The sequence below is a fragment of the Paenibacillus sp. MMO-177 genome (assembly GCF_037147795.1).
In the GTDB taxonomy this organism is placed as follows: Bacteria; Bacillota; Bacilli; order Paenibacillales; family Paenibacillaceae; genus Pristimantibacillus.
Genome location: NZ_JBBCUR010000002.1, coordinates 720,759 through 743,710 on the forward strand (window position 1 = coordinate 720,759; position 22,952 = coordinate 743,710).

Consider the following 22,952-nt stretch of genomic DNA (forward strand, 5'->3'; position numbering starts at 1 on the left):
GTTTGGTTATGTATAATCGATCAGACGCCGTTTGGACCAAAAAAATAGGGGCCGTCCCTAAGTCATATTAATGACTATTGAGACACCCCTATATGGAGTCCGATTCCCTATTCCTACTTCAAACCGCTTGTACTGATCCCCTCGACAATATGCTTCTGGAAGAAGAAGAATACCGCGAATACGGGAAGCAGGCTGACAATCGACATCGCGAACATGGCGCCCCAGTTGGAAAGCGTCTCCGCATCGAGATACATTTTAAGGGCCATCGATACGGTGTACATCGAAGGCTTATTCAGATAGAGCAACGGACCAATCAGGTCCTCCCAGCGCCAGTAGAACGAGAAGATCGCGGCGGTTGCCATGGCTGGGATAATCAGAGGCAGAATGATGCGGTAGAACAGCCGGAACTTGCCGCAGCCGTCAATGGTGGCCGCTTCGTCCAGCTCGCCTGGAAGGGTCCGGATAAACTGCACCATCAGGAAGATAAAGAACGGTGCTCCGAAGTACGCCGGAATAACAATCGGCTTGATCGAATTAAGCCAATGAAGCTTGGAGAACAGAATATATTGCGGAACTAGCGTTACGTCATGCGGAAGCATCAGCGTCACCATCATAATCGCAAACCAGAACTTTTTCCCCCGGAAATGGAGCCGGCCAAAGCCAAACGCTACAAGCGCGGAGGATATTACCGCGCCAATGGTTGCGAGAACAACAAGCACAAGCGTGTTCGTAATGTAAGTACCAAACGAATGGCCGCCAATTCCTGCCCAGCCGTCCGAATAGTTCGTCCAGATCCATTTGTCCGGAATCAGACTGCCGGAGGTGGTAAAGATCGTTTCGCTCTTCTTGAAGGAGCTCATAAGAAGCCAGATCACGGGATAGATCATCAAAATAGCGCCGCCGGCAGCTGCGATATGATAAATAGGCCATTTCCATTTTTTCGCCAGCATAGGCTTACCCCTCCTTCGACTCGTAGTGAACCCAGTATTTAGATGACAGGAACAGCACGGCTGTCAGTACCGATACGATAATCAGCATGATCCAGGCCATTGCCGATGCGGTACCCATATCGAAGAATTGGAAGCCTTGGCGGAACAGATACAGCGAATAGAGCAAGGTGCCGTCCAGCGGTCCGCCTGTTCCTTTGGAAATAATGTAAGCCGGAACAAACGTCATGAAAGCTCCGATTGTTTGCATAATGGCGTTAAACAATATGATCGGTGTCAGCATAGGCACCGTTATTTTAAAGAATCGGTTAAATCCGTTTGCGCCGTCTACGCTTGAGGCTTCGTATAAGCTGACCGGTATGTTCTTCAAGCCCGCAAGGAAGATCAGCATCGAAGAACCGAACTGCCACGCCGACAAGGTAATCAGCATCCAAAGCGCTGCCATCGGATCGGCAAACCATCTGACCGCATCCAGGCCTACGGCTTCAAGCAATCCGTTGATAATCCCTTTATCGCCGTACAGGTTGCGCCACATGATGGATACGGCTACGCTGCCGCCGATAATGGATGGAAGGTAAAACAAGGTCCGATACACGCCGACCGCTCTCGAAGCGGTATTAAGCAGCATGGCAACCATAAGGGCGAAAAACAAACGAAGAGGAACTCCGATAAATACGTACAGGAACGTAACTTTTAACGATTTCCAGAACTTCTTGTCGCTCGTGAAGAGGTCATGGTAATTATCAAAGCCAACCCAAGAAGGGGTAGTGAACAGATCGTAATCGGTAAACGACAAATAGAGGGATGCCAAAATCGGGACAAAGGTAAATACAAGAAAGCCGACAACAAAGGGGCTGATAAACGCGTAACCCGTCAAATCTCTTTTAAAGATCGCTTTCATTCGGACCAACTCCTGCGCAAGATTCGCTACCGGTGAAACGGCTGGCGCCCAGGAGGAGCAGCACACGTTTCGCGGTGAAATATAAGCCTTTTATAAAGGATGGCTGGCCGCCAACGGCCAGCCATTCCTGCCTGTCATTCTTATTTGTTTTTGGCTAATATCGCATTGGCTTCCTCGCGGAATTGCTTAGCGGCATCTTCCGGCGTAATTTGCTGGAAGTCCATTTGCTCCGCAAGCGAGCTGAACAATGTAATAATCTCTGCTGCGCCAATCGGATCCGGCGGATCCATTTGCGAGCTGTTGTCTTGTGCCCAAGCCACATAATCGAATACTTGCTGTTGAGCCGGTTCAAGCGTTGGTTTGATGGCTTCAATAACTTTGCTGTTGACTGGTACGCCGCGGTCGCCTTTGATCAGCTTGTTGGCGTCGATATCATTCACGAAGAAGTTGATAAAGTCGGCAGCCGCTTCTTTTTGCTTGGAGTTCTGAGCGATCGAGAAGTACATGCTTGGCTTCAGATAGAGACCTTTCTGGCGATCCGGACCAGGCATATTAGCCATTTCGAGCGGACGGTTAGCCACTTGCTGAATGCCGACGAACTGGTTCGTCCATTGCCAGATGCCAACCTGCTGGCCTTTTACCATCAGGTCGTCTTCAAGGCCTTTAATTTGTGCTTTTACGTCCGGCGGTGGAGTATCTCCGTCTTTCACGAGTCCGGCCAGCGGCTTGAAGAAGTCTACGAACAGCTGATCATCCTCGTAACCAAGCGCATTGCCTTCCGCGTTGTAGAGATGCTGCCCTTTCGTGCGCAGGTAGTAGCCGAAGAATACTTCCGGACGGAAGCCATTATCGAAATAGAGACCCGCTTCCTTCGCTTTCGATGCAAGAGCAAAGTAATCATCCCAAGTCCAGTCATCCGCCGGCTTGTCTACGCCCAGCTTTTTCAGAAGCTCGGGATCGTATTGGAAGTTTACGGTGTTGACGCCAAGGTTAAAGCCATAAAGCTTGTCGCCTAATTTACCGCCGGAGATCGCATTCTCCGAAATATCCGTCGTGTCAATCTGGTTGTTCAGGTAAGGCGTAAGATCGGCAAGCTGACCTTTGGAACCGTACTGCGACAGGTAGGAAATATCCATCTGCACAATGTCCGGCAGTTCGCTTGCAGCCGCTTCAGGAGCAAGCTTCTTCCAGTAATCATCAAAGTTGGCGTATTCGGCTTCAATCTTTACGTTTGGATGCGAAGCCTCGTACATTTTGATAACTTCCAGAGTGTAATCGTGACGAGGCTGCGAGCCCCACCAGGCGATACGCAGCGTAATGTTTTTCCCCGCGTCCGATTTGCCTGCATTTGCAGAAGTGCTTGCACCCGCATTGGCAGATTGATTTGCGTTGTTATTGTTGCCTCCGCCGCATGCCGTAAGAGTCGTAGCCAAGATGAGTGCGATTGCCGCTGATAGCTTCTTTCCCATGTTTCTAGCGCCCCTTCCTCAAACCATGTAAGTGTTTACATTTCCTATAGTACAGTTAAAAAGGAGAGCCCGGAATCGAATAACCAGTGATTTTTCGTCAAAAAACAGACATCTTGCTTAGGACGTTTTCTTGAAATCCGATGGTGACTTCCCGGTATATTTCTTAAAGACCTGGCTGAAATAGTGGGGATTATCGCCAAAGCCCAGCTGCTCCGCGAGTTCAAATACTTTAACGTCGCTGCCTGCCTCAATTAACTCAAGCGCTTTGTCCATTCGCGTTTTCATGACATAATTCGAGAACTTATCCCCCGTCTCTTTCTTGAACAGCTTGCCTAAATAATCCGCGTTCATGTACAAAATCTCGCTTGCCGCCCATTGCAGGGAAAGGGCCGGATTGCCCAAATGCTCGCCGACAATGTTCATCATCTTCTGAATGATGCCGGAGTGCCGGCAGGATTGAATCTCGTAATTCTCCTGGCAGATCCTCTTTGCGGCATCCTCCACAAAGCTTTGCAGCGCCTGCAGGGTGCTGAGGGATTCAAGCTTGGCCAGCAGCTGCAAATATTCGTTCATCCGCTTTGGTTCCGCCTGCCGGATTAAAGCTACATACAGAGGAATCACGTACGATTTGGCCGTGGAGTTATCCAGCCTAAGCTCCGCCAAAATCCGGAATGCCTCCTCGAGCTCCTTGTTTACCTCTTCCCAGTTGCCTGATTTGGCAGCCATGCAGAGCTGCGTATCGTCAAACAAAAAGGACTGCTCTTCGTGCTCATCCTGCTGCTGGATATCCCGGACCGTAATAAGGCTTCCCCCGCCCAGATAGAAGCGATGGTTCAGACAGCTTCGCGTATCCATGTACATCTTCCGGGCTTCCGCCAGCTCGCCGGCGTCACTGATCGCAATGGTTGTATCCAGCTTGAAATATCCCGTGAAGGTCCGTTTAACCTCCGCCAAAATGTTGAGAAGCTCGCTTTCCGGATACTGGTCCCTTATCAGGATAAGCAGCTGGCTGCCTATCGTGGTGCTGAGCAGAATGGTAGGCTTTCCGATAATATCTTCGGCGATATTTTTCAGCGCAAAGAGATGATCGAACTCAAAAGGACCCTCAAGCTGGCACAGCAGCAGCCTGGCTTCCAGATTCTCGAGCTGTATGCCGAACAGCCTGCCGTACTCGTCCCATTCGCGGCGCCCGTATCGCTTGTTCGTTACATACTCTTTCAGAAACTGCTCCTTTGCGCTTGGCAGCACTTTCTTCAACTCCTCCTGCATCCGCAGCAGGAAGGCATCGGTATGCCTCTCGCGATCAAGCTGCTCTACGACGGACGCAAGCGCTTCGGCGATTGTATTCTCGTTGCAAGGCTTGAGCAAATAATGCTTAACCCCATACTGCATCGCTTGACGGGCATATTCGAAATCGCCAAAGCCGCTCAGCATAATGCAGGCAATATGCGGATAAGCCTCTTTCACCCGCTTCACCAGGCTGAGACCGTCCATGCCCGGCATGCGAATATCGCTGATAATAATATCCGGCGGCTGAGTCTCGATAAATTGAAGGGCTTCCAAACCGTTGCGCGCCGTACCGGCAAGCTGCGTTCCGTATTTATCCCAGTCCATCAGAGACGCGATACCTTCCAGAATAATCCTTTCATCGTCAATCAACAGCACTTTATACTTCATGTTCTCTCCCCCATTTCGATCGGCAGATACAAGGTAATCCGCGTGTCTTGCTGCGGAACGCTTTCTACCCGAATGCCGTATGCTTCCCCAAACAACATCTTGATACGGTCCTCAATGTTGCGCAGGCCGATTCCCGTTCCTCTTGGCTGGATCTCTCCGCTTCTAAGCTGATCAAGGACATCCGGGGCAAGCCCCGGTCCATTATCCGCTACGGTTATCGCAATGCCGCCTTCATGTTCTTCTGCCGTAATCGTGATTACGCAAGCTTCGATCATTTGCTCAAGCCCGTAATGGATCGCGTTCTCGACAAGCGGCTGCAGGCTCAGCTTCGGCACGTAAATCCCTAGCAGACGGTCCGGGATCCGGTTCTCGAAGATAAGGCGTTCTTCGAACCGGATATGCTGGATCGCGATAAAATGGCTGACCAGCCTCATTTCATCCTCTAGCGTCACGGTTGGCTGCTTGTGGCTGATCGTGCTGCGCAACAAGTAACCCAGTGACTCAACCATAATGGAGATCTGCTTATGTCCGGCGATTTTGGCTGACCAGTTAATGGACTCCAGCGTGTTGTACAGGAAATGCGGATTAATCTGCGCCTGCAGCGCTTTGAATTCCGTATCCTTGATCGTCAGCTGTTTTACATAATTTTCGTTGATCAGCTCGTCAATCCGTCCCACCATCATCCGGAAGTTGCGCTGCAGCTGGCCGGCTTCATCCTTCGCGAGGTTGCGCTCCTCCGGTTCTTCCGCAAATTCGAAATGCCCGAGCTGGATCCGCTTCATTCTCTGATTCAGCCGTTCAATCGGCCCCGTTATGGAGCGCGAGAAGCTGAGCGCAGCCCCCAAAATTAAAACGGAGAGTAAAATATAAACGATAATAACGGTTGTTTTAGCCGATTCCGTTGTATGGAATATCTGATCGTAAGGCATTACGTTGACATACATCCAATCCAGATAGCCGGAGGAATAATAGGTGATGAAGTATTTTTTGCCGGATAACGAGACAATCTTGAAGCCCTGCTGCCCCGATAGCTGCAGAGAGGTCAAATCCATGCCGCCCGGCTGGTCATGAGGATAGACAAGATGGCCGTCCTTCTGCATGATCGCAAAATAGGCTTTCGAGTTATCCGCCGAGGTTACAAGGTCGCTATAAAGCCTGTCAATGTCGATCCTGACCGCCATATTGCCCAGATGGTCCAGCTCCAGCCCGTCCACCCTGCGGATTTCCCGGCCGGCGATCAGAGCGTTATCCCCGTAATCCGGAAAGACAAACTGAATGCCGCCAAACTTAGTATTGGTCTCATGCACGACCTGATCGGTTCTCTCCTTGGAGAGATTTATCATTTTGTATCCGTTTCCATATTGCTTCGAAAAAACATCCATCACATGAAACGACAAAATATATTTCTCGTTGCTGGTGAACGTTAAGAGCCGCTGGCGTATATTAACCGCGGTGAGGTAGTTGCTGTACTCGGAGCCGCCTGCCTTGATCTCGCTCAGGTAATCCTGAATGTAGCTGTCCGTCGCTATCTTGAAGGAGATTTTCTCCATATTGCGGAGTTCCTTCTCGACGCCAAGAGAAGCGCTGTTCAGAGCGCTGGCCGATTGCTTATAGATTTCCTCGTCGTAAGCGTGGAAAGCGTATTTCATCACCGCAAAGGTTGCAATGCCGATAACCGCCATCATAAAAGCTAGCAGGACGATTATTTTATACTTGATCCGCAAATTATAATAGAAAGCTAATAACCCCTGCCTCAAGATGTATCCCCCCCAGTCATCATGCGCAAGTATTAAATCATAAGAAAAGGCAGCACGCACAGCGAGTGAATCCCCGCAGTACCGCTGCCCGTAAATACATGCTCTTACACAAGGTCACTGGTGGATAGACTTTTATCGGAGCGCTGTAATCTCCAGGAATCGTCCGAATCCATCATACCATGCTTCCCCTTGTTCGGGGCCGTAAATCGTAACCGGGAAAGAATCCCTGATAACACGCCGGGCTTCCCATATGTCCGCGAACTCGCCTCTTGCAATCCATTGAACCGCCAGATTCCCGATCGCGCTGCCTTCCGCGGGTCCCGCCCATACCGGCTTGCCGATTGCATTTGCCGTCCACTGGCAGAGCAGCGTATTATGAATGCCGCCGCCAACCATATGAAGACCGTTAAACTGCTGGCCGGACAACCGTTCCGTCAGTTCAAGCACATAACGGTATTTGAAGGCGAGGCTTTCCAGAATGCAGCGAACGAGCGTGCCAACATTCTCCGGAACCGGCTGATTCGTCTTCCGGCAATATTCCTTGACTCTCGCCGGCATATCCCCAGGCGCCATAAATACCGGACAATCCGGGTCAATAAAGGCTGTGAACGCCGGGGCTTCTCCGGCAAGCTTAACAAGCTCTGGGAAGCTGTAATCCTCTCCGGAACGCTCCCACTCTCTTCTGCTCTCCTGCAGAATCCACAAGCCCATAATGTTCTTCAGCAGACGGTAAGTGCCGCCAAAGCCGCCCTCATTCGTAAAATTAAGCTGCTCCGCTTCCGCCGTCATAATCGGCTCCTGAATCTCGGTCCCGAGAAGCGACCAGGTTCCGCAGCTTAAGTAAGCGAAGGAACGTTCAAGCGCCGGAACCGCCACAACGGCCGATGCCGTATCATGCTCCGCAACGGCATGAACCGCTATCGGGCCAAGCCCAAGCTCTTCCTGAACGGATGGCTGCAAATTCCCGGCCGGCGAACCAGGCTGAAGCACTTGCCCGAACAAGGACTGCGGCAGGCCAAGATACTGAAGCAGCTCCTCATCCCATTGCTGCTTGAGCGGGTTGTACAGCTGAGTCGTCGTTGCGTTGGAAAACTCGTTGTACATTTCGCCCGTCAGGAAATACCGCAGCAAATCCGGGATCATCAGGAAATGCTTCGCTGCGGCAAGCTGCGGAGATTGATTCAGCTTGGCCGCATAGAGCTGGTAAATCGTATTAAACGGCAGGAACTGAATGCCCGTCCGCTTGAAGATTTCCGCAGGCGTTAATTCCTCCTGAAGTCTCTCCATCATTCCGGCGCTTGAGCGGTCCCGATAATGAAGCGGATTGCCTAGCAGACTCCCGTCAGCAGCGATAAATCCGTAATCAACCGCCCAGGAATCAATACCGATGCTAAGCGGCCGTATCCCCTTATGCTTGGCCTTAAGCAGGCCTTGCTTGATCTCGTGATACAACCGCAGAATATCCCAGTGCAGACGGTCGCCCGTCTGCACCGGATCGTTAGGAAAGCGGTGGAGCTCTTCGGTTACGATCTTGCCGTCCTTCAGACTGCCTAGAATCGCTCTTCCGCTGCTTGCTCCGAGGTCAAACGCTAATATGTCCGACAACCGGTCGTCCTCCTAACCGCGCTTCAGCAATACGTTTTGTTCGTATTCCTTCACTTCGCTAATCCATTGCTCTCGGACCGGAACACCCTTCGTCGCGCAATAGTAATCCCAGATCGCGCCAAACGGATACGACTTGAACTCTTCGGTGAGCGCAAGGCGGGTCGTGTAATCGCCTTCCAGCTCGATTTTCTTCAGTGTTTCCACCGGCTCGAGCATCGCGCGGAGCAAAGCCTTGATGGTGTTGCGCGTGCCGACTACCCAAGCCGCCACGCGGTTAATGCTGGCATCGAAGAAATCAAGGCCGATATGGGTTGTGCCCAGCAGATCATGGCGAACCAGCTCTCTGCCGATCTCCAGCAGCTCATCGTCCATAATGACGACATGGTCGCTGTCCCATCTCATCGGGCGGCTTACGTGAAGCAGAATGCCGCTTGTGAAGAGAGCAAGGGAAGACAATTTATTCGAGATGACTTCCGTCGGATGGAAATGCCCCGCATCCAGACAGATCAGCTTGTTATTCTGCAAGCCGTAGCCCATATAAAATTCGTGGGAGCCAACCACATACGCTTCCGAGCCAAGCCCAAACAGCTTGCTCTCCACCGCATCCAGGTTGTAATTAGGATCAAGCGGCTCGGCAAACACTTCATCAAGCGAAGCCTTCAGACGTTTGCGCGGGGTCATTCGGTCAACCGGATTATCCTTGAAGCCGTCCGGAACCCAGACGTTGGTCACGCAAGTCTGGCCCAGCTGCTCGCCAAAGTAAGCGCCGATGCGGCGGGAAGCCTTGCAGTGGTCAATCCAGAATTGGCGGATCTCCGGATCCGGATGACTAAGCGTAAAGCCGTCGCTCGATTTCTCATGCGAGAAGCAGGTTGGGTTGAAGTCGAGTCCAAGCCCCTGCTCCTTCGCCCAGGTTACCCAGCCTTCGTAATGACGCGGCTCAAGCTGATCCAGCTCAACCTTTTCGCTCGTATCGGTATAGATCGCATGAAGGTTTACTTTATGCTTGCCCGGAATAAGGGAGAAGGCTTTCTCCAGATCGGAGCGAAGCTCCTCCGGCGTTCTTGCCGCGCCCGGATATTGGCCGGTAACCGAGATGCCGCCGGTCAATTCCTGATCCGCGTTCAGGAAGCCTTTTACGTCATCGCCTTGCCAGCAGTGCATGGAGATTTTCACCTCCTCCAGCTTGCGCAATACTTCATCCGTATCAATCCCGTGCTGGGCGTACAATGCTTTTGCCGCTTCATAAGCTTGCTTTACGTTTTGATCCATCTGTATGGGTACCCTCCTTATTAGCGTGTGAATGCAGCCGGTACACCGCCGTCAATCGTCAGCATACAGCCGGTTGTTTTATCCGATTTCGAAGATGCGAAGAAGGCGATGCCTTCCGCAATGTCTCTCGGATAAATATTGACGAGCAACGTAGTCCGTTTGCGGTAGTGCTCTTCCAATTGGTCAGGCTCGATGCCGTAAGCCGCGGCACGCTCGTTGCGCCATGTGCCGTTCCAAATCGCGGAGCCCTGCAGAATCGCATCCGGCAGAATCGTATTGACGCGAATGCCGAATTCGCCGCCTTCCGCCGCGATGCAGCGTGCCAGATGAGCTTCCAGCGCTTTTGCCGAGCTGTAAGCCGTAACGCTCTTGCCTGCGAAGATCGAGTTTTTGGAGCCGATGAATACCATGTTGCCGCCAAGGCCTTGCTGCTTCATCAGCTTGAACGCTTCGCGGGCAACAAGGAAATAGCCGGTGCCAAGCACGTTAATATTCAGATTCCATTCTTTGAGGGAGGTTTCGTCAAACGGGCTGGACGTTGCCAGGCCTGCGTTGTTGACGATAATATCCACCCCGCCGTAGACGAGAGCTACTTCCGCATAGGCAGCCTGCACCGCCTGCTCGTCCGTAACGTCCATTTTCACGGCGTAAGCGCGGTTCTCGCCGTATTTGTCGTTAATTTCTTGCGCAACCTTCTGCGCGCCTTCGAGATTCAAGTCGGCCAGCACGACATGCGCGCCTTCCGATACGAGGCGGCGGGCCGTCTCGCTGCCGATGCCGCCGGCACCGCCCGTAATGAAGGCAACCTTGCGGGAGAATTCGGCTTCAGCCGGAGCCAGCGACAACTTGTAAAGCTCAAGCGGCCAGTACTCTACGTTGTACGATTCGTTCGCGCTCAGCGATACGAAGCTGCCAAGCGCCGTAGCGCCGCGCATAACGGAAATCGCGCGATGGTACAAAGCGCCGCTCACTTGCGACAGCGCCCAGCTCTTGCCCGTGTTGATCATGCCAAGACCCGGAATGAGGATTACGCGCGGAGCCGCTTCAAACATGACGTCGCCTTCGTTTTTGTTTTCCTCGAAATAAGCTTTGTATTGCTCTTTATAAGCGGCAACGCCTTCAATCAATTTCGACTTCAGGCCGTCGATATCCTCCGCGTTAGGCGTCCAATCGATAAAGAGCGGAACAACCTTCGTATGAACGAGATGGTCCGGGCAAGCGGCGCCTACCTGAGACAGCTGCGGAGCGTCCGCGCCGCCAACGAAAGCAAGCACATCGTCTTGGTCGTCGAACGACAGGATCATTTTCTTCGCGTCGGATACGGCACCGCGGATCGTAGGCATCACCTGCGATACGATTTGACGGCGAACCTCGGCCGGAAGGGCTTCATGCTTCACGCCGCCGAACAATTTGTCTTCATTAACGCGCGATTCGATGAAAGCTTCTGCTTCATTAATTATCTTGATCGTCTGAGCATAGCATTCTTCGGACGTTTCGCCCCAAGTTACAAGGCCATGCTTCTCCATCAGAACCAGCTCTGCGTTTGGATTAGCCAATACGCCTTCCGCGATCATTTTCGAGAGAGTAAAGCCGGGACGCACGTAAGGCACCCATACGAAGCGGTTGCCGAAAATTTCTTCCGCCAGATGGCGGCCGTTATCCGCGCAGCACAGGCTGATAATCGCATCCGGATGCGTATGGTCTACGTGCTTGAATGGCAGAAAGGCATGCAGCAAAGTCTCGATCGAAGCGCGCGGATGCTTCGCGTCAATCATGCAGTTGCCAAGGTAAGCAACCATTTCTTCGTCCGTCATCGCATCGCGTTCGAACAAAGGACGGATATCTTCCATGCGAAGACCGGTGAAGTTCGCCGCTTTCATCGAACCAAGATCCGAACCGCTGCCTTTCACGTACATCACTTCAATATCGCGGCCGCGGAAATCTTTAACCGTCGTTTTCGTTGAAGTATTGCCGCCAAAGATATTGCACACGCGGCGGTCTGCACCGATCAGGTTAGAGCGATAAACCAATTGATCAAGTCCGTTTGTGAATTCAGATGCTTGAGATGATTGCCATAAGCTTTGTACCATTTTGTTTACCTCCGAATACGTTGTTTTATCTTTATGTTTTGATAGTAACATGTTTGTTTATATTTGAAAACAAAAATATTTCGGGCATAAACAAATATATTCAAAAATTAAAAGAGCGGGAAAGCTCCCGCTCCCCGCTCCTGCCAATCGGCTACCTGCGAATAAAATCCGCAATCGTTACTTTTTGCCCCGTCCGCGCGCTTTCCAGCGCCGCATTAACCATAGCCATGCTGTATTGGTTATCCCGGCTGTCGGTTTCCGCCCTGCGGTTCTCCTCCAAGGAGAGGAACATCTCGTCCAGGCAGCCCGGATGCCCGGTTCTTTCCGAATGGGCATTGTATACCGCGGAATCCGCCTCTACCCGGACAAACGATTTAATGAACTTCCCTTCCTGAGGTTCCGGCGCAATCACTTCCGCATACGGCGCATCATGCCCGTTCCAGATCGCCGTACCTTTCTCGCCCGTGATTCTCCAGTCTGCTTCCCAGGATGTATTGGCACCTTCCGCACACCAGGACCCGCGGTAATTGAACACCGAGCCGTCTGACATTTCGAAGATGCAGACTGCCGCGGCTGCCCCTTCGTACCAAGACCCCGGCGGGTTAAATTCGTGGCAGTACACCGACACCGGATCTGCTCCCAGTATAAGACGCGCCTGGTCAAACGTATGGATCGCCATATCGAGCAGCAGCGGACTTGCCATCGTTTCCCGGAATCCGCCGAAATGCGGCCCCAGGAAAAAGTCTGCGTTTACAAAGCCGGGTTTGCCGATCGTACCCGAGTCCAGCAGATGACGCAGCGCGCGAATACGGGGATCAAACCGCCGGTTTTGCATGACGGCATGCGATTTTCCCGTCTCCTCCGCAATCCGAATCAGATCCTTGCACTCCTCCGCCGTTTCCGCAAGCGGCTTCTCTCCAAAAATATTGCAGCCAAGCTGCATAGCCGTGCTTGCGATCCGGTGATGGCTCGCGGGTATCGTCACGTCAAAAACAAGATTAGCGCCGGTCTGCTGAATCGCCTCGGCAAGATCGGTGAAGGTAGGGCAGTTCAGCCCCTTCTTTTCCCTCATTTTCTCGGCAAACTCCTGCTTGATATCGACTAAAGCGACAATCTCCGTATCCTCACGCTCGATGGCCGTATCGATCCAGATGTTCGACATGCCCCCGCAGCCCGCTACTACAACTTTATATGTTGCGCTCATTCCTATGCACCCCTTATTTCGGATTCGGCACAAACTGTCCGCCGCGGCATTGCTTCAAATAATTCAAGGCGTGGACTTGTCCCGTCATCTCCAGCTCGTCTCGGTAGACCGGATCATGCCAGCCTTCGATATCGATCGTTCCTTGATAGCCGGCTTGTCTGAGAATGGTAATAATATCCGTCCAGTTCGTATCGCCAAAGCCCGGCGTCCGGTGCCACACGAATTCCTTTGGACCATGAATGCCGTATTCCTTGACGATATCCCATGCGATGGTTGCGTCCTTTCCATGAACGTGGAACACTTTGTTCACCCATTTGCGGAGCTGCGGAATCGGGTCGATCAGCGAAACCATCTGATGGCATGGCTCCCACTGCAGACCGATATTGTTGGATGGGATCGCGTTAAACATCATTTCCCAAGCCGTCGGGTTATGCGCAATGTTCCAATCGCCGCTCTCCCACGTTCCGCCCATATCGCAATTCTCGAACGCGATTCGGACTCCCTTATCCGCCGCTCGCTTGCCCAGCTCACCGAATACCTCCGCATACCGCGGGATAGAGCTGTCAATCGATTCGCCGGTCAAGCGTCCGGTAAACCCGGATACGATGTCCGTCCCGAACAAATGCGCGTGATCAATCAGTCTTTCCCAGCTTGCAAGGGTATCCGCGTTATTGCCCGCTCCGGTCAACGGATTGCCAAAGATGCCAACCGTCGATATAATGAAACCGTATTCATCGGACAGCTCGCGAACCCGCTTCGCCGTCTCAACCAGATCCGTATCGCCCGTTGTCTGCCAGAACGTCAAGCTATACGATTCGAAGCCGTGAGGCGCAATCTGAGGAATAACGCGTACCGCGTCGCCTCCTCCAACCAATGTACCGATCCGAAGTATATTCGTCATATCATTACCACTCCTATTTTGGTGGATTAATTTTGAATGCAACCTCAGTATAACGCGGGAAAACGGACGATTCTCGACCATTCTTGTGTTTTACTAGTCCTATATTGTGGAGTTGAGTCTTTCATGAGCTATCCGAAGGAACTGCGCGAGAATACTCGAATAGACGAGAAAATGCATCCGGTTCAAATTTTTCAGAACCGCGCTTTTCAGAAGAAGCCGGGCGAGCTGATTCTTTATCTGCATTGGCATGAGCATTTCGAAATTATCTTCATGCAGCAGGGCAGCGCCGTCTTTCATATCGACAGCGGATCATACGAGGCTCATCCGGGGGATGTTTTATTTGTGCCCGCCGGAGCGCTTCATGTCGGCTATAGCCTCTGCGAAGGAGATCTATCCTATCTGGCTATCGTCTATAACAGCTCCCTCTTCCAGAATTGGATGCAGGATTCTCTTCATACGAAATATGTCCTGCCTTATTTGGAGGGCCGCGTACAGCTGCCGGTCAAGCCGACCCGGCTTGATCCCTCCTGCGCGGATTATTATTACTTGCTGGAACAGGCCAATTCGGAATTTACGGCGAAGCAGCCCGCCTATCAGCTGTTGGTGAAATCGCAGCTTCACATGCTGCTCACGCTGCTGTCCCGCAAATTTCTGCCGCAGCAGCTTCCGGAGCAGGCGACCCATCAATATGTACACAACCGCGAACAGTTCAAGACATTAATCGAGTACATCGAAGTTAACTTCGCGGACAAGCAGACGGTCGCCGACGCGGCAAGAAGGATGAACCTGAACGTCCATCATTTCTGCAAAATGTTCAAAAAGCTGACCGGCCGGACATTTATCGACTACGTCAATGTATGCCGGGTAAATGAAGCGGAACGGCTGCTGCTTGCCGGAGACCTTTCCATTACCGAGATTGCGGGGCGCGTCGGCTGCGACAACTCCAATTATTTTACGAAGATGTACAAAAAGTACAAAGGCGTTGCCCCTTCCCAGCTCAGAAAGCAGCTGACCGACGCAAACAAAATCCCCTTGAGCGAGCCAATCGCCTAAGGGGATTTTTATTGAATAATCGCCGATTCTTCATTACTCGCTGATTCGGTACAAATGACGGTACCCTAACTCTTGAGAGATCAGATCCGCGTATTTCTTCACGTAATAGCTGTATTTCTCGATGTTCTCCGCCGTAAAACGCAAGGTCGGGCCAGCGCAGTTGAGCGAACCGATCACCGTATTCTCGTAGGAGAAGATAGGAGCGCCTATCCCCGTTGTCCCTTCCGTTGCTTCGCCGGAGGTAATCGCATACCCGCGCTTGCGAATCTGCTCCAGATCATTGGCAATATAGTCCCTGGTCAATGGCCGCAAGGAAGGCAGTCCCTCCCAATCAATCTGATTCAGAATGGATTCCCTCGAAGAAGATGTCATGTAAGCCAGTATTACCCGATTGGAGGCTCCGATGACAAGTGGCAGCCTAAGCCCGATCGGCTCGGATATTTTGAGCAGCTGGGGAGAATCAATATTGTCGATATATACGCCTTCGGTGTTCTCGCGGGTAGCCAGGTAGACCGTTTCCTTCGTCTGCTTCGACAGTTCCTCCATAAAGGGCCTCGCAATCGAGCGGAACCGCAAGCTGTCCCACATTAGAAACCCGTATTTCATAATCGATAGGCCAAGCTTGTATTTCTTCGTTTTGCTGTTCTGGGAGACAAAGCCATGCTCCGACAAGGAAGCGAGAATGCGGTGTACGCTCTGCACCGGCATATCCAGTTCGCGGCTGATCTCCGTCACGCTGACTTCCTTCTCGCTCCCCTGCGGAACTAGATAATCCAGTATATGTATCGCCTTCGAGATCACGGACATGAGCTTCGCCTCCATGTCATATTTTCGAACATCCCTAACACTTCTTATTGTAGAATGGACGTTTATCGTTTGGCAATTCATTCTTTCACGGGGAAAAAGCTGATGCTTCCTGACACACATCAGCTCTCCCGAAGCTTTAAAACGATAGTATGGTATATATCCCCACACAAAGAACGGCTAAAGAAATCGTTGCACATACAATCGAATGTCCCGTGTGACTGCCAGTCTTCATAACGGCCGCTATCAGCTGCCGGACAGCAAAATATATGCTTGCCAGATTAATAAGGAATAAAACCATCATTACGGTACTCATCAGAAAAGAGCTATTGGCACCCGTTTCCTGATGGTGATGATGCATTTCGCTGACCGTCCCCATTATGAGAGGCATCGTCAGCCAATGAACGAGGTGCAGAATAAGCACGCCGGACACGGACACCATCGACAGCACCGAATATTTCGACTCCAAACTCAAATGCCGAAGTTTGATCATTAGATATGCCTCTCCCTTCTATGCCAGCTCAGCTCTGGCAGCCGTCTGCCTTCACCGCGCTGCCGCAATATTTTTTCTTCGACTGCGGAGGAAGATTAATCGCCGGGCTTTGATTAAAGAAGCTGACCGGCTTCAGCATAAAGCCGATATAAGCGGCAGGCATGACCGGCCAATCCTCCGGACGGGGTACGTGGGTATGACCCATCGTGTACCATACGACAACGTCGGTATTTTTAATATCCCGGTCCTTCTCCACCCAAGCGGACAAGCCGTCTCCGCCGAGATGCTGGTTCGGATATTTGCCGGAGGCGTACATTTCATCTTCATCGTATGGGGTAACCCACAGATGATGCTTAATAAAGCCGGCACGTTTAATGAGACTGGAATTGTCCGAAGCAAACGGGAAGCAGTTCTCCCCCGTCACGATTTTGAAGCCGACGGATTGGCCAAGCTCATTTTTCACGTTATCGTTAACAAACTTCCAATATCTCGCCGTCTCCAGCTTAATGTCCCGTTTCGCCTGAAGCTCCGTCTCCAGCAAGGTGGATTTGGCATAAAAAGCGTTCTCTCTAGGGTTGTTCTCGCCTAGCTCCTCCGATACGACGTTGACTTCATAGACCGAATTTTCGTTGCCATCAATTTGCATATCGAGACGGACGTTGAAGAAATGCTGATGGTTAGGCGCATAAAGATCCGGCCCCACCATATTGCCGTACTTCGGCGTTTCTCCCGGGTGCAGTCCAGCCGTGGACAGAATCCCCGTCAGCTTCACCTCGAATTGAATATTGCCGTCCTGATAGAGATACCAGAAAAATCCGTATTCATAGTTGGCTACCGTTGAAATAGAGGAGATGACTAACCGGCGGGAACGCCTAACTTCGACGTCGTTTGTCCGCCAATCCGTATGCTTCCATAGAATGCCGAAGTCTTCCTCGTGCATGCAGATGGCGTTTTTGATAACAAACAAATCCCCTTTGCTATCCGTCATAACCCCGTCGAAATACTTGATATATCCTACGCAGTCGCAGCCAAGCTCCAGGCTGTTCGCCAATTGGCCAATGCCGTATTCCCCGCTGTCGAACGCGTTTTTCCGGTTCTGAATTGGACCCGGATCGCCATAAGGCACAACCATCTCCGACAAGGAGCCGCGATACAGCACCGGACGGTCGCGGCCTTGATCATGATAGGACAAGGTGTGCAGCGTTAGACCTTCGCGGGCGTTAAAGCCGATTCGGAACTTCCAATTCTGCCACTCGATCTCATGCCCGTTAATCGTAAAGCTTGGACCTTCAGGCTGCGTAATTTCAACCGGCTTGATCCCGCTCCGCAGCGGCCCTACCCGGTCCGGCGTATAGTTGAACTCCTTCTCGGGAATTTTCGTATATTCATATTCTTCAACCCGAAGCACTTCCATCGTATTCAAATCTATGATTGGAACAAGCGGCAATGGACGGGCATATCCGTTATCCTTCTCATCGCTGCGCAGGAAGCATAAAGGTCTGGCTAACCGTAAGGTCGCATCCTCTTCCGTTCCCCAGTTGCCCGGCGACCACAAATCTACCATAACGAGCTCCGGCGTGTGGATGCCGAGCCGCTCCAGCGCTTCAATAAACAGCGGACTCTTGCGGACGGCAACCTCGCATTCCGCCTGCTCATCCAACATAATCGTTGGCTGAACGCCAGGCACATGCACCCAGGAGACAACCTTTTGCCCGGTAAGAGAGACCACCGCTTCATAAGTTGCATTCTCTTTCCTGTTCAAAATAATAATAAACGCTTCTCTTTCAAACGGTTTGGAGCCGTCAAACTCCATGACAATCTCCTTCTTGGGCTCTTTCAACGCAACATGCACAAACCGGTCGGATTCGGTTAATTGCTGCTGCTCTTTCAGAATGCGTACGGCGGCGCTTATTTCTTCCCGGCTAAGCGGCTCCAGCGGGTGATTCGCTAACGATAAAGTAAGTGGTGTCATTTCAATCGCCTCTCTTCGTTTGATTAATGTTAACTTATGTGACAATGATATCCCGTCTTTCATCTCTGTCAAACCTCTGTTTCCCGAATATTGAGAAAATTAGAATTTGATTTATCCGAATTTTTCGATTTTCTCACATATCGGGATACTCCCGTTCTCTCTATTTGGATTTCCGATCATAATTACGTCAAGAAAGATAACATATAAATATAGGAGGGACTTACATGCTGACATCCTGGAAAAAGTACTTATCAATTGCTTCATTGATGACTCTGCTCTTCACCGCAATACCCTTAACCGCCTTCGCGGAAGGAGAAACCGCCGCTATCGATACCGGGGATACGACTTGGATTATCGTCGCAACCGTACTCGTCATGTTTATGTTCATGCCGGGACTCGCTTTGTTCTATGGCGGACTTGTTGGCCAGCGGAATATCCTGTCTACCGTCATGCATAGCTTGAGCGCCTTTGTGATTGTTACGCTTGTCTGGGTGCTGTGGGGCTATAGCTTCGCGTTTGGACCAGGGGTGGGAGGCGTATTCGGAGGATTCGAGTTTCTCGGCTTCCAGCATGTCGGCATGGATGCCAAGGATGGCCTGACGATTCCGCATTTGATCTTCGCCATGTATCAGGGTATGTTCGCGGCCATAACAACAGCCTTAATCTCCGGCGGAGTAGCCGAGCGGATCAAGTTTAACGTATGGGTCATATTCGCCGTTCTGTGGGTTACCTTTGTATATGCTCCAATGGCGTTCTGGGCTTGGGGCGGCGGCTGGCTTTCGAAGCTTGGCGGACTCGACTTCGCCGGCGGAACGGTCGTTCACATTTTATCCGGCGTAAGCGCGCTGGTTGCCGCTCTGGTTGTAGGCAAACGCCATTCCTTTCCTAACCGGACTCTTCCTCCCCACAATCTTATTTTCTTTATGATTGGAGCGATGTGCCTCTGGTTTGGCTGGTTTGGCTTTAATGCGGGCAGCGCCCTTGCATCCGGCGGATTAGCAAGCCTTGCCGTTGTTACAACGCAGGTTGCTGCCGCGGCAGGCGGCGTACTATGGATGATCATGGAATGGAGATTAAGGGGAAAAGCAACAATGGTTGGCGGCGTAACCGGCATCATTGCCGGACTTGTGGCTATTACGCCGGCAGCGGGCTTCGTATCGGTGCTCTCGGCCATTCCAATCGGCGCTCTTGCAAGCGTCATTTGCTACTGGGGACTTCATGTTGTCAAAGCCAAGCTGCAATACGATGATTCCCTTGATGTATTCGGCATTCACGGGATTGGCGGGATTTGGGGAGCTATTGCGACCGGCATATTCGCCAGCGCCAAGGTTAACCCTGCAGGTGCAGACGGACTTATCCACGGCAATGCCAAGCAAGTCCTTATTCAATGCGTTGACGTGCTTGTCGCGATTGGTCTTGCGGCAGTTGGCACCTTCGTCATCTTGAAGGCAATCTCTTTATTCACAACCTTGCGGGTGTCGGAAGAGCAGGAATTAACCGGGCTTGACCTCAGTCTTCACGGGGAGAATGCCTATAACACCTTTGAAGCGATGAACAGCGGCATTCCCGTAAGGCCGCAAGCGGAGTATCAGCCTGCAGGAACCGTGCTTACCGCGAGTCCCGAGATGAAAGGAGTGTAACCATGAAGCTGCTGACCATTATTATTCGTCCTGAAAAATTAAGCAGCGTGACAGCCGCCCTGCACTCGATCGGAATCAGCGGCATGACCATCAGCGATGTCCGCGGCCAAGGCATTCAGAAAGGAACACGGACCTTATACCGCGGAGTGGAATATCAGACGGATTTCATATTAAAAAATAAAATCGAAACCGTCGTTAGCGACGACCTCTATGAAGAAGCGGCAGAGGCCGTTATCGAGGCGGCAAGAACAGGCGCCATTGGCGACGGCAAAATATTCGTCACGGAAATTGCCGACGCGATCCGGATTCGGACCGGCGAACATGGCCCGGCTGCGTTAGGCCAATAAACGGATGAACCCTCCCGATTGCGAAGCCGGGAGGGTTCTCTATTAGGGGGCTTTGACAGGCGATAGTGCCGCCTGATCCAGCACTTGATGCAAGATATGGAAGGAAGCGGCGACGCGATGCATATTGCGGCGAATCTCTTCAGCGGATTGGATATAGGGCGCATCAACCAGCTCGCTTGCCCAACGCGTTACCATTTGCTCCATGCAAGCAGGCGTAGTCTCGAGATGGAACTGCAGGGCTAGCACATCATCTCCATACGAGAAGGCTTGATGCCCGCAAGCCTCCGAGGTGGCAAGAAGGCTTGCGCCTTCAGGCAGGTCAAACGTATCGCCATGCCATTGGAACGAGTGAAACTCGGCCGGCATTTCTTTCAGCCAAGGGTGTTCTTCACCGATGCGCTCAATGCGGTGCCAGCCGATTTCTTTAAGCGTATGCCGGTACACTTTGGCGCCAAGAATCTCCGCAAGCATCTGAGCGCCCAGGCAGATTCCCAATATTTTGATTCCGCGGTCCATCGCCGATTTTACAAACCTTTTCTCATCCGCAAGCCAAGGGTATTGCTCTTCTTGATAGACGCTCATTGGCCCGCCAAGAATAAGCAGCAGCTCGGTTGTATCCAGCCACTTCTCATCCAGTTCTACCGCCGGGTTAACAACCGTAAGCTGATGTCCGCCCCATTGCGCCCACTCCGAGAAAGTGCTTGTATCGTCAAAGTCGAAATGCCGAAACGCCAGTATGTTCATCCCAATTCCCTCCAGTGTGAAACATGTCTGTTGTCTATAATCTAATTGTAGAGATGAATTCGGTAAGACTCGACTCGATTTTCTCACATAGTGGGAAACGACAGGAATTAATTCGTTTAAGATGAGAGGACTACGTTCTTCTGTAAATCATGGAAGCGGCCACGAGGCCAACGCAGACTCCCGAAACAGGCGCAACGGCCAAAATACTGATAACCGGCAGACTGCTTGCATTTAATTTCAACCCCGTGAGCAGCACCGCCCATAGGAACACAACCATCCAATATAACCATTTCTGATAGGAAGGCACGGTAAGAATATCTTCATTCTTCGGATTGCTTTTATGCAGCTTGATTAGGACCGTTATCGTTATGACCGCCAGTCCCAGCAGAGAAAAGCTGTACTGCAGCATTTTAAATAAAGGCAGATCCAGAAAGACAATCCGGTTCAAAATATCCAAATGATGGACAAAATAACCTCTCTCATGGGTAAACCCGTCCACCAGAATATGCGTATAGAACCCGATAATCACGGAAAGCAAATAAAATAACCACGCCTTGAAGCTTCTCATATCCCAGCTGTCGATCAGATGGTAGGCGCGTTTATCCAGATCAAATAACGACGGCAGATGAAGAGCAAGCGAGGATTTGACCACATAATGAAACAAGAAGCCAAGTACAAGGCTAAGCGGAATAACCTGCAGGAATAATCCGGCAGCCGTATGCCCGATAGACTGATAAGGCTCCAGCCGTACGAAATACTCCATATCCGGTCCCATGCTTCCCAGCACCAGACCCGTAACGCTCAAAAGTTTGCGGTTTATCTTTTTTAACGGATAAGCGAATATCGGATGAGCTAACGTATAAGGCATCCCTTCGAGCTCCAATCTATACTTTATTTCTAAAGGTTATAGACGAACGTAACAGCAAAAGGTTACAGGATTTTCATAAATTTGAAAAAGACTGGTCATCTAAAGAAGTTGAGTGTATATTTATTCATTATAATGTATTAATATTCTATAGTGGAGGTTGTTAAGAAGAATGAAGTACACCGTATTTGTGGATGGTCAAGAAGGGACAACCGGCCTTAAGCTGCTTGATTATTTATCCCGGTTTTCATCTATTGAAGTTCTAAAAATTAACCCCGAGAAAAGAAAGGACCCCAAGGAGCGTGAAAAACTACTTAATGAAGCGGATCTCGCATTCCTCTGTCTCCCTGATTCAGCTGCCAAAGAATCCATCTCGCTTGTCAAAAATGACAAGACGAAATTAATCAATGCAAGTTCATTATTCAGAACGGACAAAAACTGGGTATATGGGTTGCCGGAATTAAAGCAACAGCGGGAACGGATACAATCCTCATCGAGAATCTCCGTGCCAGGCTGCCATGCCACCGGCTTTATCCTCTCCGTTAGACCCTTAATAGAATCCGGTCTCCTTCAGAAGGACTATCCCGCTTCCTGTTATTCGATCTCTGGTTATACGGGGGCCGGAAAAAGCGGGATTGACGAATACGAGAATGCTGACTCAGATTCCATCAATAAACTCCGGGTACCGAGGCCTTATTCGTTGCTGCGTAAACATAAGCATTTGCCCGAAATGGCCATGTTTTCAGGACTTGAGTATGAGCCATTGTTCACGCCTATCAAAGCGAATTTCCCCCAAGGGCTGGCAATGACCGTTCTGTTAACGGGGAGAAGCATGGCTAAACAGGCCTCCGCAAAAACGGTGCATGAAATATTGGCGGCTTATTACGAATCGGAGCGATTTGTTCAAGTTATGCCTTACAATGCGGAAGCCTACCTGGAAGACGGTCATTTTCTGATTGACGAATGCAAGAACACGAATCGGTTAGAAATATTTGTATTCGGACAGGGCGATCATATTGCGATTGTTTCGAGATACGATAATTTAGGCAAAGGCGCTTCGGGTGCCGCTATTCAAAATATGAATTTGATGCTGGGATTTGACGAAGCATCCGGGCTGATCCTCTAATAAAAAGAAGGAGGTGCCCCATTAGTCATTAAAATGACGATGGGACACCCCTTTCGTGTTCGGGTTAAATAGCAACCTACGCAGG

The 22,952-nt window shown here is 51.1% G+C and carries 19 protein-coding genes; 4 read left to right on the top strand and 15 right to left on the bottom strand.

What is annotated here, in order from left to right:
• Positions 1-113: 113 nt before the first annotated feature.
• The 10 genes from WFK81_RS09045 to WFK81_RS09090 form a co-directional block, all read right to left on the bottom strand.
• Entirely contained in the window at positions 114-950 is an 837-nt protein-coding gene (locus WFK81_RS09045) for a carbohydrate ABC transporter permease (RefSeq protein WP_336786085.1), read from the bottom strand.
• 4 nt (positions 951-954) lie between these two features.
• Entirely contained in the window at positions 955-1,848 is an 894-nt protein-coding gene (locus WFK81_RS09050; protein WP_336786086.1) for a carbohydrate ABC transporter permease, read from the bottom strand.
• A 140-nt stretch (positions 1,849-1,988) separates the two neighbouring features.
• Positions 1,989-3,317, bottom strand: a complete 1,329-nt coding sequence (locus tag WFK81_RS09055; RefSeq protein ID WP_336786087.1) for an ABC transporter substrate-binding protein — start codon at positions 3,315-3,317, stop codon at positions 1,989-1,991.
• 117 nt (positions 3,318-3,434) lie between these two features.
• Positions 3,435-4,994 (bottom strand): response regulator transcription factor, encoded by a 1,560-nt coding sequence (locus tag WFK81_RS09060; protein ID WP_336786088.1) that lies wholly within the window; start codon positions 4,992-4,994, stop codon positions 3,435-3,437.
• Positions 4,991-6,751: a cache domain-containing sensor histidine kinase gene (locus tag WFK81_RS09065; protein WP_336786089.1), complete on the bottom strand. Its 1,761-nt coding sequence runs from the start codon at positions 6,749-6,751 to the stop codon at positions 4,991-4,993. The genes WFK81_RS09060 and WFK81_RS09065 overlap by 4 nt, the downstream gene beginning before the upstream one ends.
• Before the next feature lie 132 nt (positions 6,752-6,883).
• A complete protein-coding gene (locus WFK81_RS09070; protein WP_336786090.1) occupies positions 6,884-8,356 on the bottom strand; it encodes a rhamnulokinase in 1,473 nt (490 codons plus the stop codon).
• A gap of 12 nt (positions 8,357-8,368) precedes the next feature.
• Positions 8,369-9,628: an L-rhamnose isomerase gene (rhaA, locus tag WFK81_RS09075; protein ID WP_336786091.1), complete on the bottom strand. Its 1,260-nt coding sequence runs from the start codon at positions 9,626-9,628 to the stop codon at positions 8,369-8,371.
• Between the two features lie 20 nt (positions 9,629-9,648).
• Positions 9,649-11,718: a bifunctional aldolase/short-chain dehydrogenase gene (locus WFK81_RS09080; protein WP_336786092.1), complete on the bottom strand. Its 2,070-nt coding sequence runs from the start codon at positions 11,716-11,718 to the stop codon at positions 9,649-9,651.
• A 151-nt stretch (positions 11,719-11,869) separates the two neighbouring features.
• A complete protein-coding gene (locus tag WFK81_RS09085; RefSeq protein ID WP_336786093.1) occupies positions 11,870-12,922 on the bottom strand; it encodes a Gfo/Idh/MocA family protein in 1,053 nt (350 codons plus the stop codon).
• Between the two features lie 13 nt (positions 12,923-12,935).
• On the bottom strand, positions 12,936-13,823 hold the full coding sequence (locus WFK81_RS09090; protein ID WP_336786094.1) for a sugar phosphate isomerase/epimerase family protein: 888 nt from the start codon (positions 13,821-13,823) through the stop codon (positions 12,936-12,938).
• Positions 13,824-13,946: 123 nt separating this feature from the next.
• Here WFK81_RS09090 and WFK81_RS09095 point away from each other — a divergent pair, with 123 nt between their 5' ends.
• Positions 13,947-14,876 carry a helix-turn-helix domain-containing protein gene (locus tag WFK81_RS09095; protein ID WP_336786095.1) on the top strand — a complete coding sequence of 310 codons (930 nt, stop codon included), beginning with the start codon at positions 13,947-13,949 and terminating at the stop codon, positions 14,874-14,876.
• A 33-nt stretch (positions 14,877-14,909) separates the two neighbouring features.
• Here WFK81_RS09095 and WFK81_RS09100 read toward each other — a convergent pair whose 3' ends face one another.
• The 3 genes from WFK81_RS09100 to WFK81_RS09110 form a co-directional block, all read right to left on the bottom strand.
• Positions 14,910-15,683 carry an IclR family transcriptional regulator gene (locus WFK81_RS09100; protein ID WP_336786096.1) on the bottom strand — a complete coding sequence of 258 codons (774 nt, stop codon included), beginning with the start codon at positions 15,681-15,683 and terminating at the stop codon, positions 14,910-14,912.
• A gap of 136 nt (positions 15,684-15,819) precedes the next feature.
• Positions 15,820-16,173 carry a hypothetical protein gene (locus WFK81_RS09105; RefSeq protein ID WP_336786097.1) on the bottom strand — a complete coding sequence of 118 codons (354 nt, stop codon included), beginning with the start codon at positions 16,171-16,173 and terminating at the stop codon, positions 15,820-15,822.
• Between the two features lie 28 nt (positions 16,174-16,201).
• Positions 16,202-18,145, bottom strand: a complete 1,944-nt coding sequence (locus tag WFK81_RS09110; protein WP_336786098.1) for a primary-amine oxidase — start codon at positions 18,143-18,145, stop codon at positions 16,202-16,204.
• Between the two features lie 224 nt (positions 18,146-18,369).
• On the opposite strand from WFK81_RS09110, the gene WFK81_RS09115 reads away from it, so the two are divergent.
• Together WFK81_RS09115 and WFK81_RS09120 are read left to right on the top strand one after the other, a co-directional pair.
• On the top strand, positions 18,370-19,785 hold the full coding sequence (locus WFK81_RS09115) for an ammonium transporter (RefSeq protein WP_336786099.1): 1,416 nt from the start codon (positions 18,370-18,372) through the stop codon (positions 19,783-19,785).
• A gap of 2 nt (positions 19,786-19,787) precedes the next feature.
• Complete coding sequence (locus WFK81_RS09120) at positions 19,788-20,132, top strand: P-II family nitrogen regulator (RefSeq protein ID WP_336786100.1); 345 nt, start codon at positions 19,788-19,790, stop codon at positions 20,130-20,132.
• A gap of 42 nt (positions 20,133-20,174) precedes the next feature.
• Here WFK81_RS09120 and WFK81_RS09125 read toward each other — a convergent pair whose 3' ends face one another.
• Together WFK81_RS09125 and WFK81_RS09130 are read right to left on the bottom strand one after the other, a co-directional pair.
• Positions 20,175-20,876 (bottom strand): type 1 glutamine amidotransferase, encoded by a 702-nt coding sequence (locus tag WFK81_RS09125; RefSeq protein WP_336786101.1) that lies wholly within the window; start codon positions 20,874-20,876, stop codon positions 20,175-20,177.
• Positions 20,877-21,006: 130 nt separating this feature from the next.
• The gene (locus WFK81_RS09130) at positions 21,007-21,744 is read right to left on the bottom strand and encodes a DUF4184 family protein (RefSeq protein WP_336786102.1); all 738 of its coding nucleotides are present in this window, start codon (positions 21,742-21,744) and stop codon (positions 21,007-21,009) included.
• 169 nt (positions 21,745-21,913) lie between these two features.
• Here WFK81_RS09130 and argC point away from each other — a divergent pair, with 169 nt between their 5' ends.
• Positions 21,914-22,867, top strand: coding sequence for an N-acetyl-gamma-glutamyl-phosphate reductase (argC, locus tag WFK81_RS09135; RefSeq protein ID WP_336786103.1), 954 nt, complete (start codon positions 21,914-21,916; stop codon positions 22,865-22,867).
• Positions 22,868-22,952 lie beyond the last annotated feature (85 nt).

Coding starts and splice junctions, on each gene's coding strand:
- WFK81_RS09095 (WP_336786095.1), top strand. CDS start 13,947: ATGAGCTATCCGAAGGAACTGCGCGAGAATACTCGAATAGACGAGAAA.
- WFK81_RS09105 (WP_336786097.1), bottom strand. CDS start 16,173: ATGATCAAACTTCGGCATTTGAGTTTGGAGTCGAAATATTCGGTGCTG.
- WFK81_RS09050 (WP_336786086.1), bottom strand. CDS start 1,848: ATGAAAGCGATCTTTAAAAGAGATTTGACGGGTTACGCGTTTATCAGC.
- WFK81_RS09055 (WP_336786087.1), bottom strand. CDS start 3,317: ATGGGAAAGAAGCTATCAGCGGCAATCGCACTCATCTTGGCTACGACT.
- WFK81_RS09100 (WP_336786096.1), bottom strand. CDS start 15,683: ATGTCCGTGATCTCGAAGGCGATACATATACTGGATTATCTAGTTCCG.
- argC (WP_336786103.1), top strand. CDS start 21,914: ATGAAGTACACCGTATTTGTGGATGGTCAAGAAGGGACAACCGGCCTT.
- WFK81_RS09120 (WP_336786100.1), top strand. CDS start 19,788: ATGAAGCTGCTGACCATTATTATTCGTCCTGAAAAATTAAGCAGCGTG.
- WFK81_RS09080 (WP_336786092.1), bottom strand. CDS start 11,718: ATGGTACAAAGCTTATGGCAATCATCTCAAGCATCTGAATTCACAAAC.
- WFK81_RS09045 (WP_336786085.1), bottom strand. CDS start 950: ATGCTGGCGAAAAAATGGAAATGGCCTATTTATCATATCGCAGCTGCC.
- WFK81_RS09085 (WP_336786093.1), bottom strand. CDS start 12,922: ATGAGCGCAACATATAAAGTTGTAGTAGCGGGCTGCGGGGGCATGTCG.
- WFK81_RS09115 (WP_336786099.1), top strand. CDS start 18,370: ATGCTGACATCCTGGAAAAAGTACTTATCAATTGCTTCATTGATGACT.
- WFK81_RS09060 (WP_336786088.1), bottom strand. CDS start 4,994: ATGAAGTATAAAGTGCTGTTGATTGACGATGAAAGGATTATTCTGGAA.
- WFK81_RS09110 (WP_336786098.1), bottom strand. CDS start 18,145: ATGACACCACTTACTTTATCGTTAGCGAATCACCCGCTGGAGCCGCTT.
- WFK81_RS09090 (WP_336786094.1), bottom strand. CDS start 13,823: ATGACGAATATACTTCGGATCGGTACATTGGTTGGAGGAGGCGACGCG.
- rhaA (WP_336786091.1), bottom strand. CDS start 9,628: ATGGATCAAAACGTAAAGCAAGCTTATGAAGCGGCAAAAGCATTGTAC.
- WFK81_RS09130 (WP_336786102.1), bottom strand. CDS start 21,744: ATGCCTTATACGTTAGCTCATCCGATATTCGCTTATCCGTTAAAAAAG.
- WFK81_RS09125 (WP_336786101.1), bottom strand. CDS start 20,876: ATGAACATACTGGCGTTTCGGCATTTCGACTTTGACGATACAAGCACT.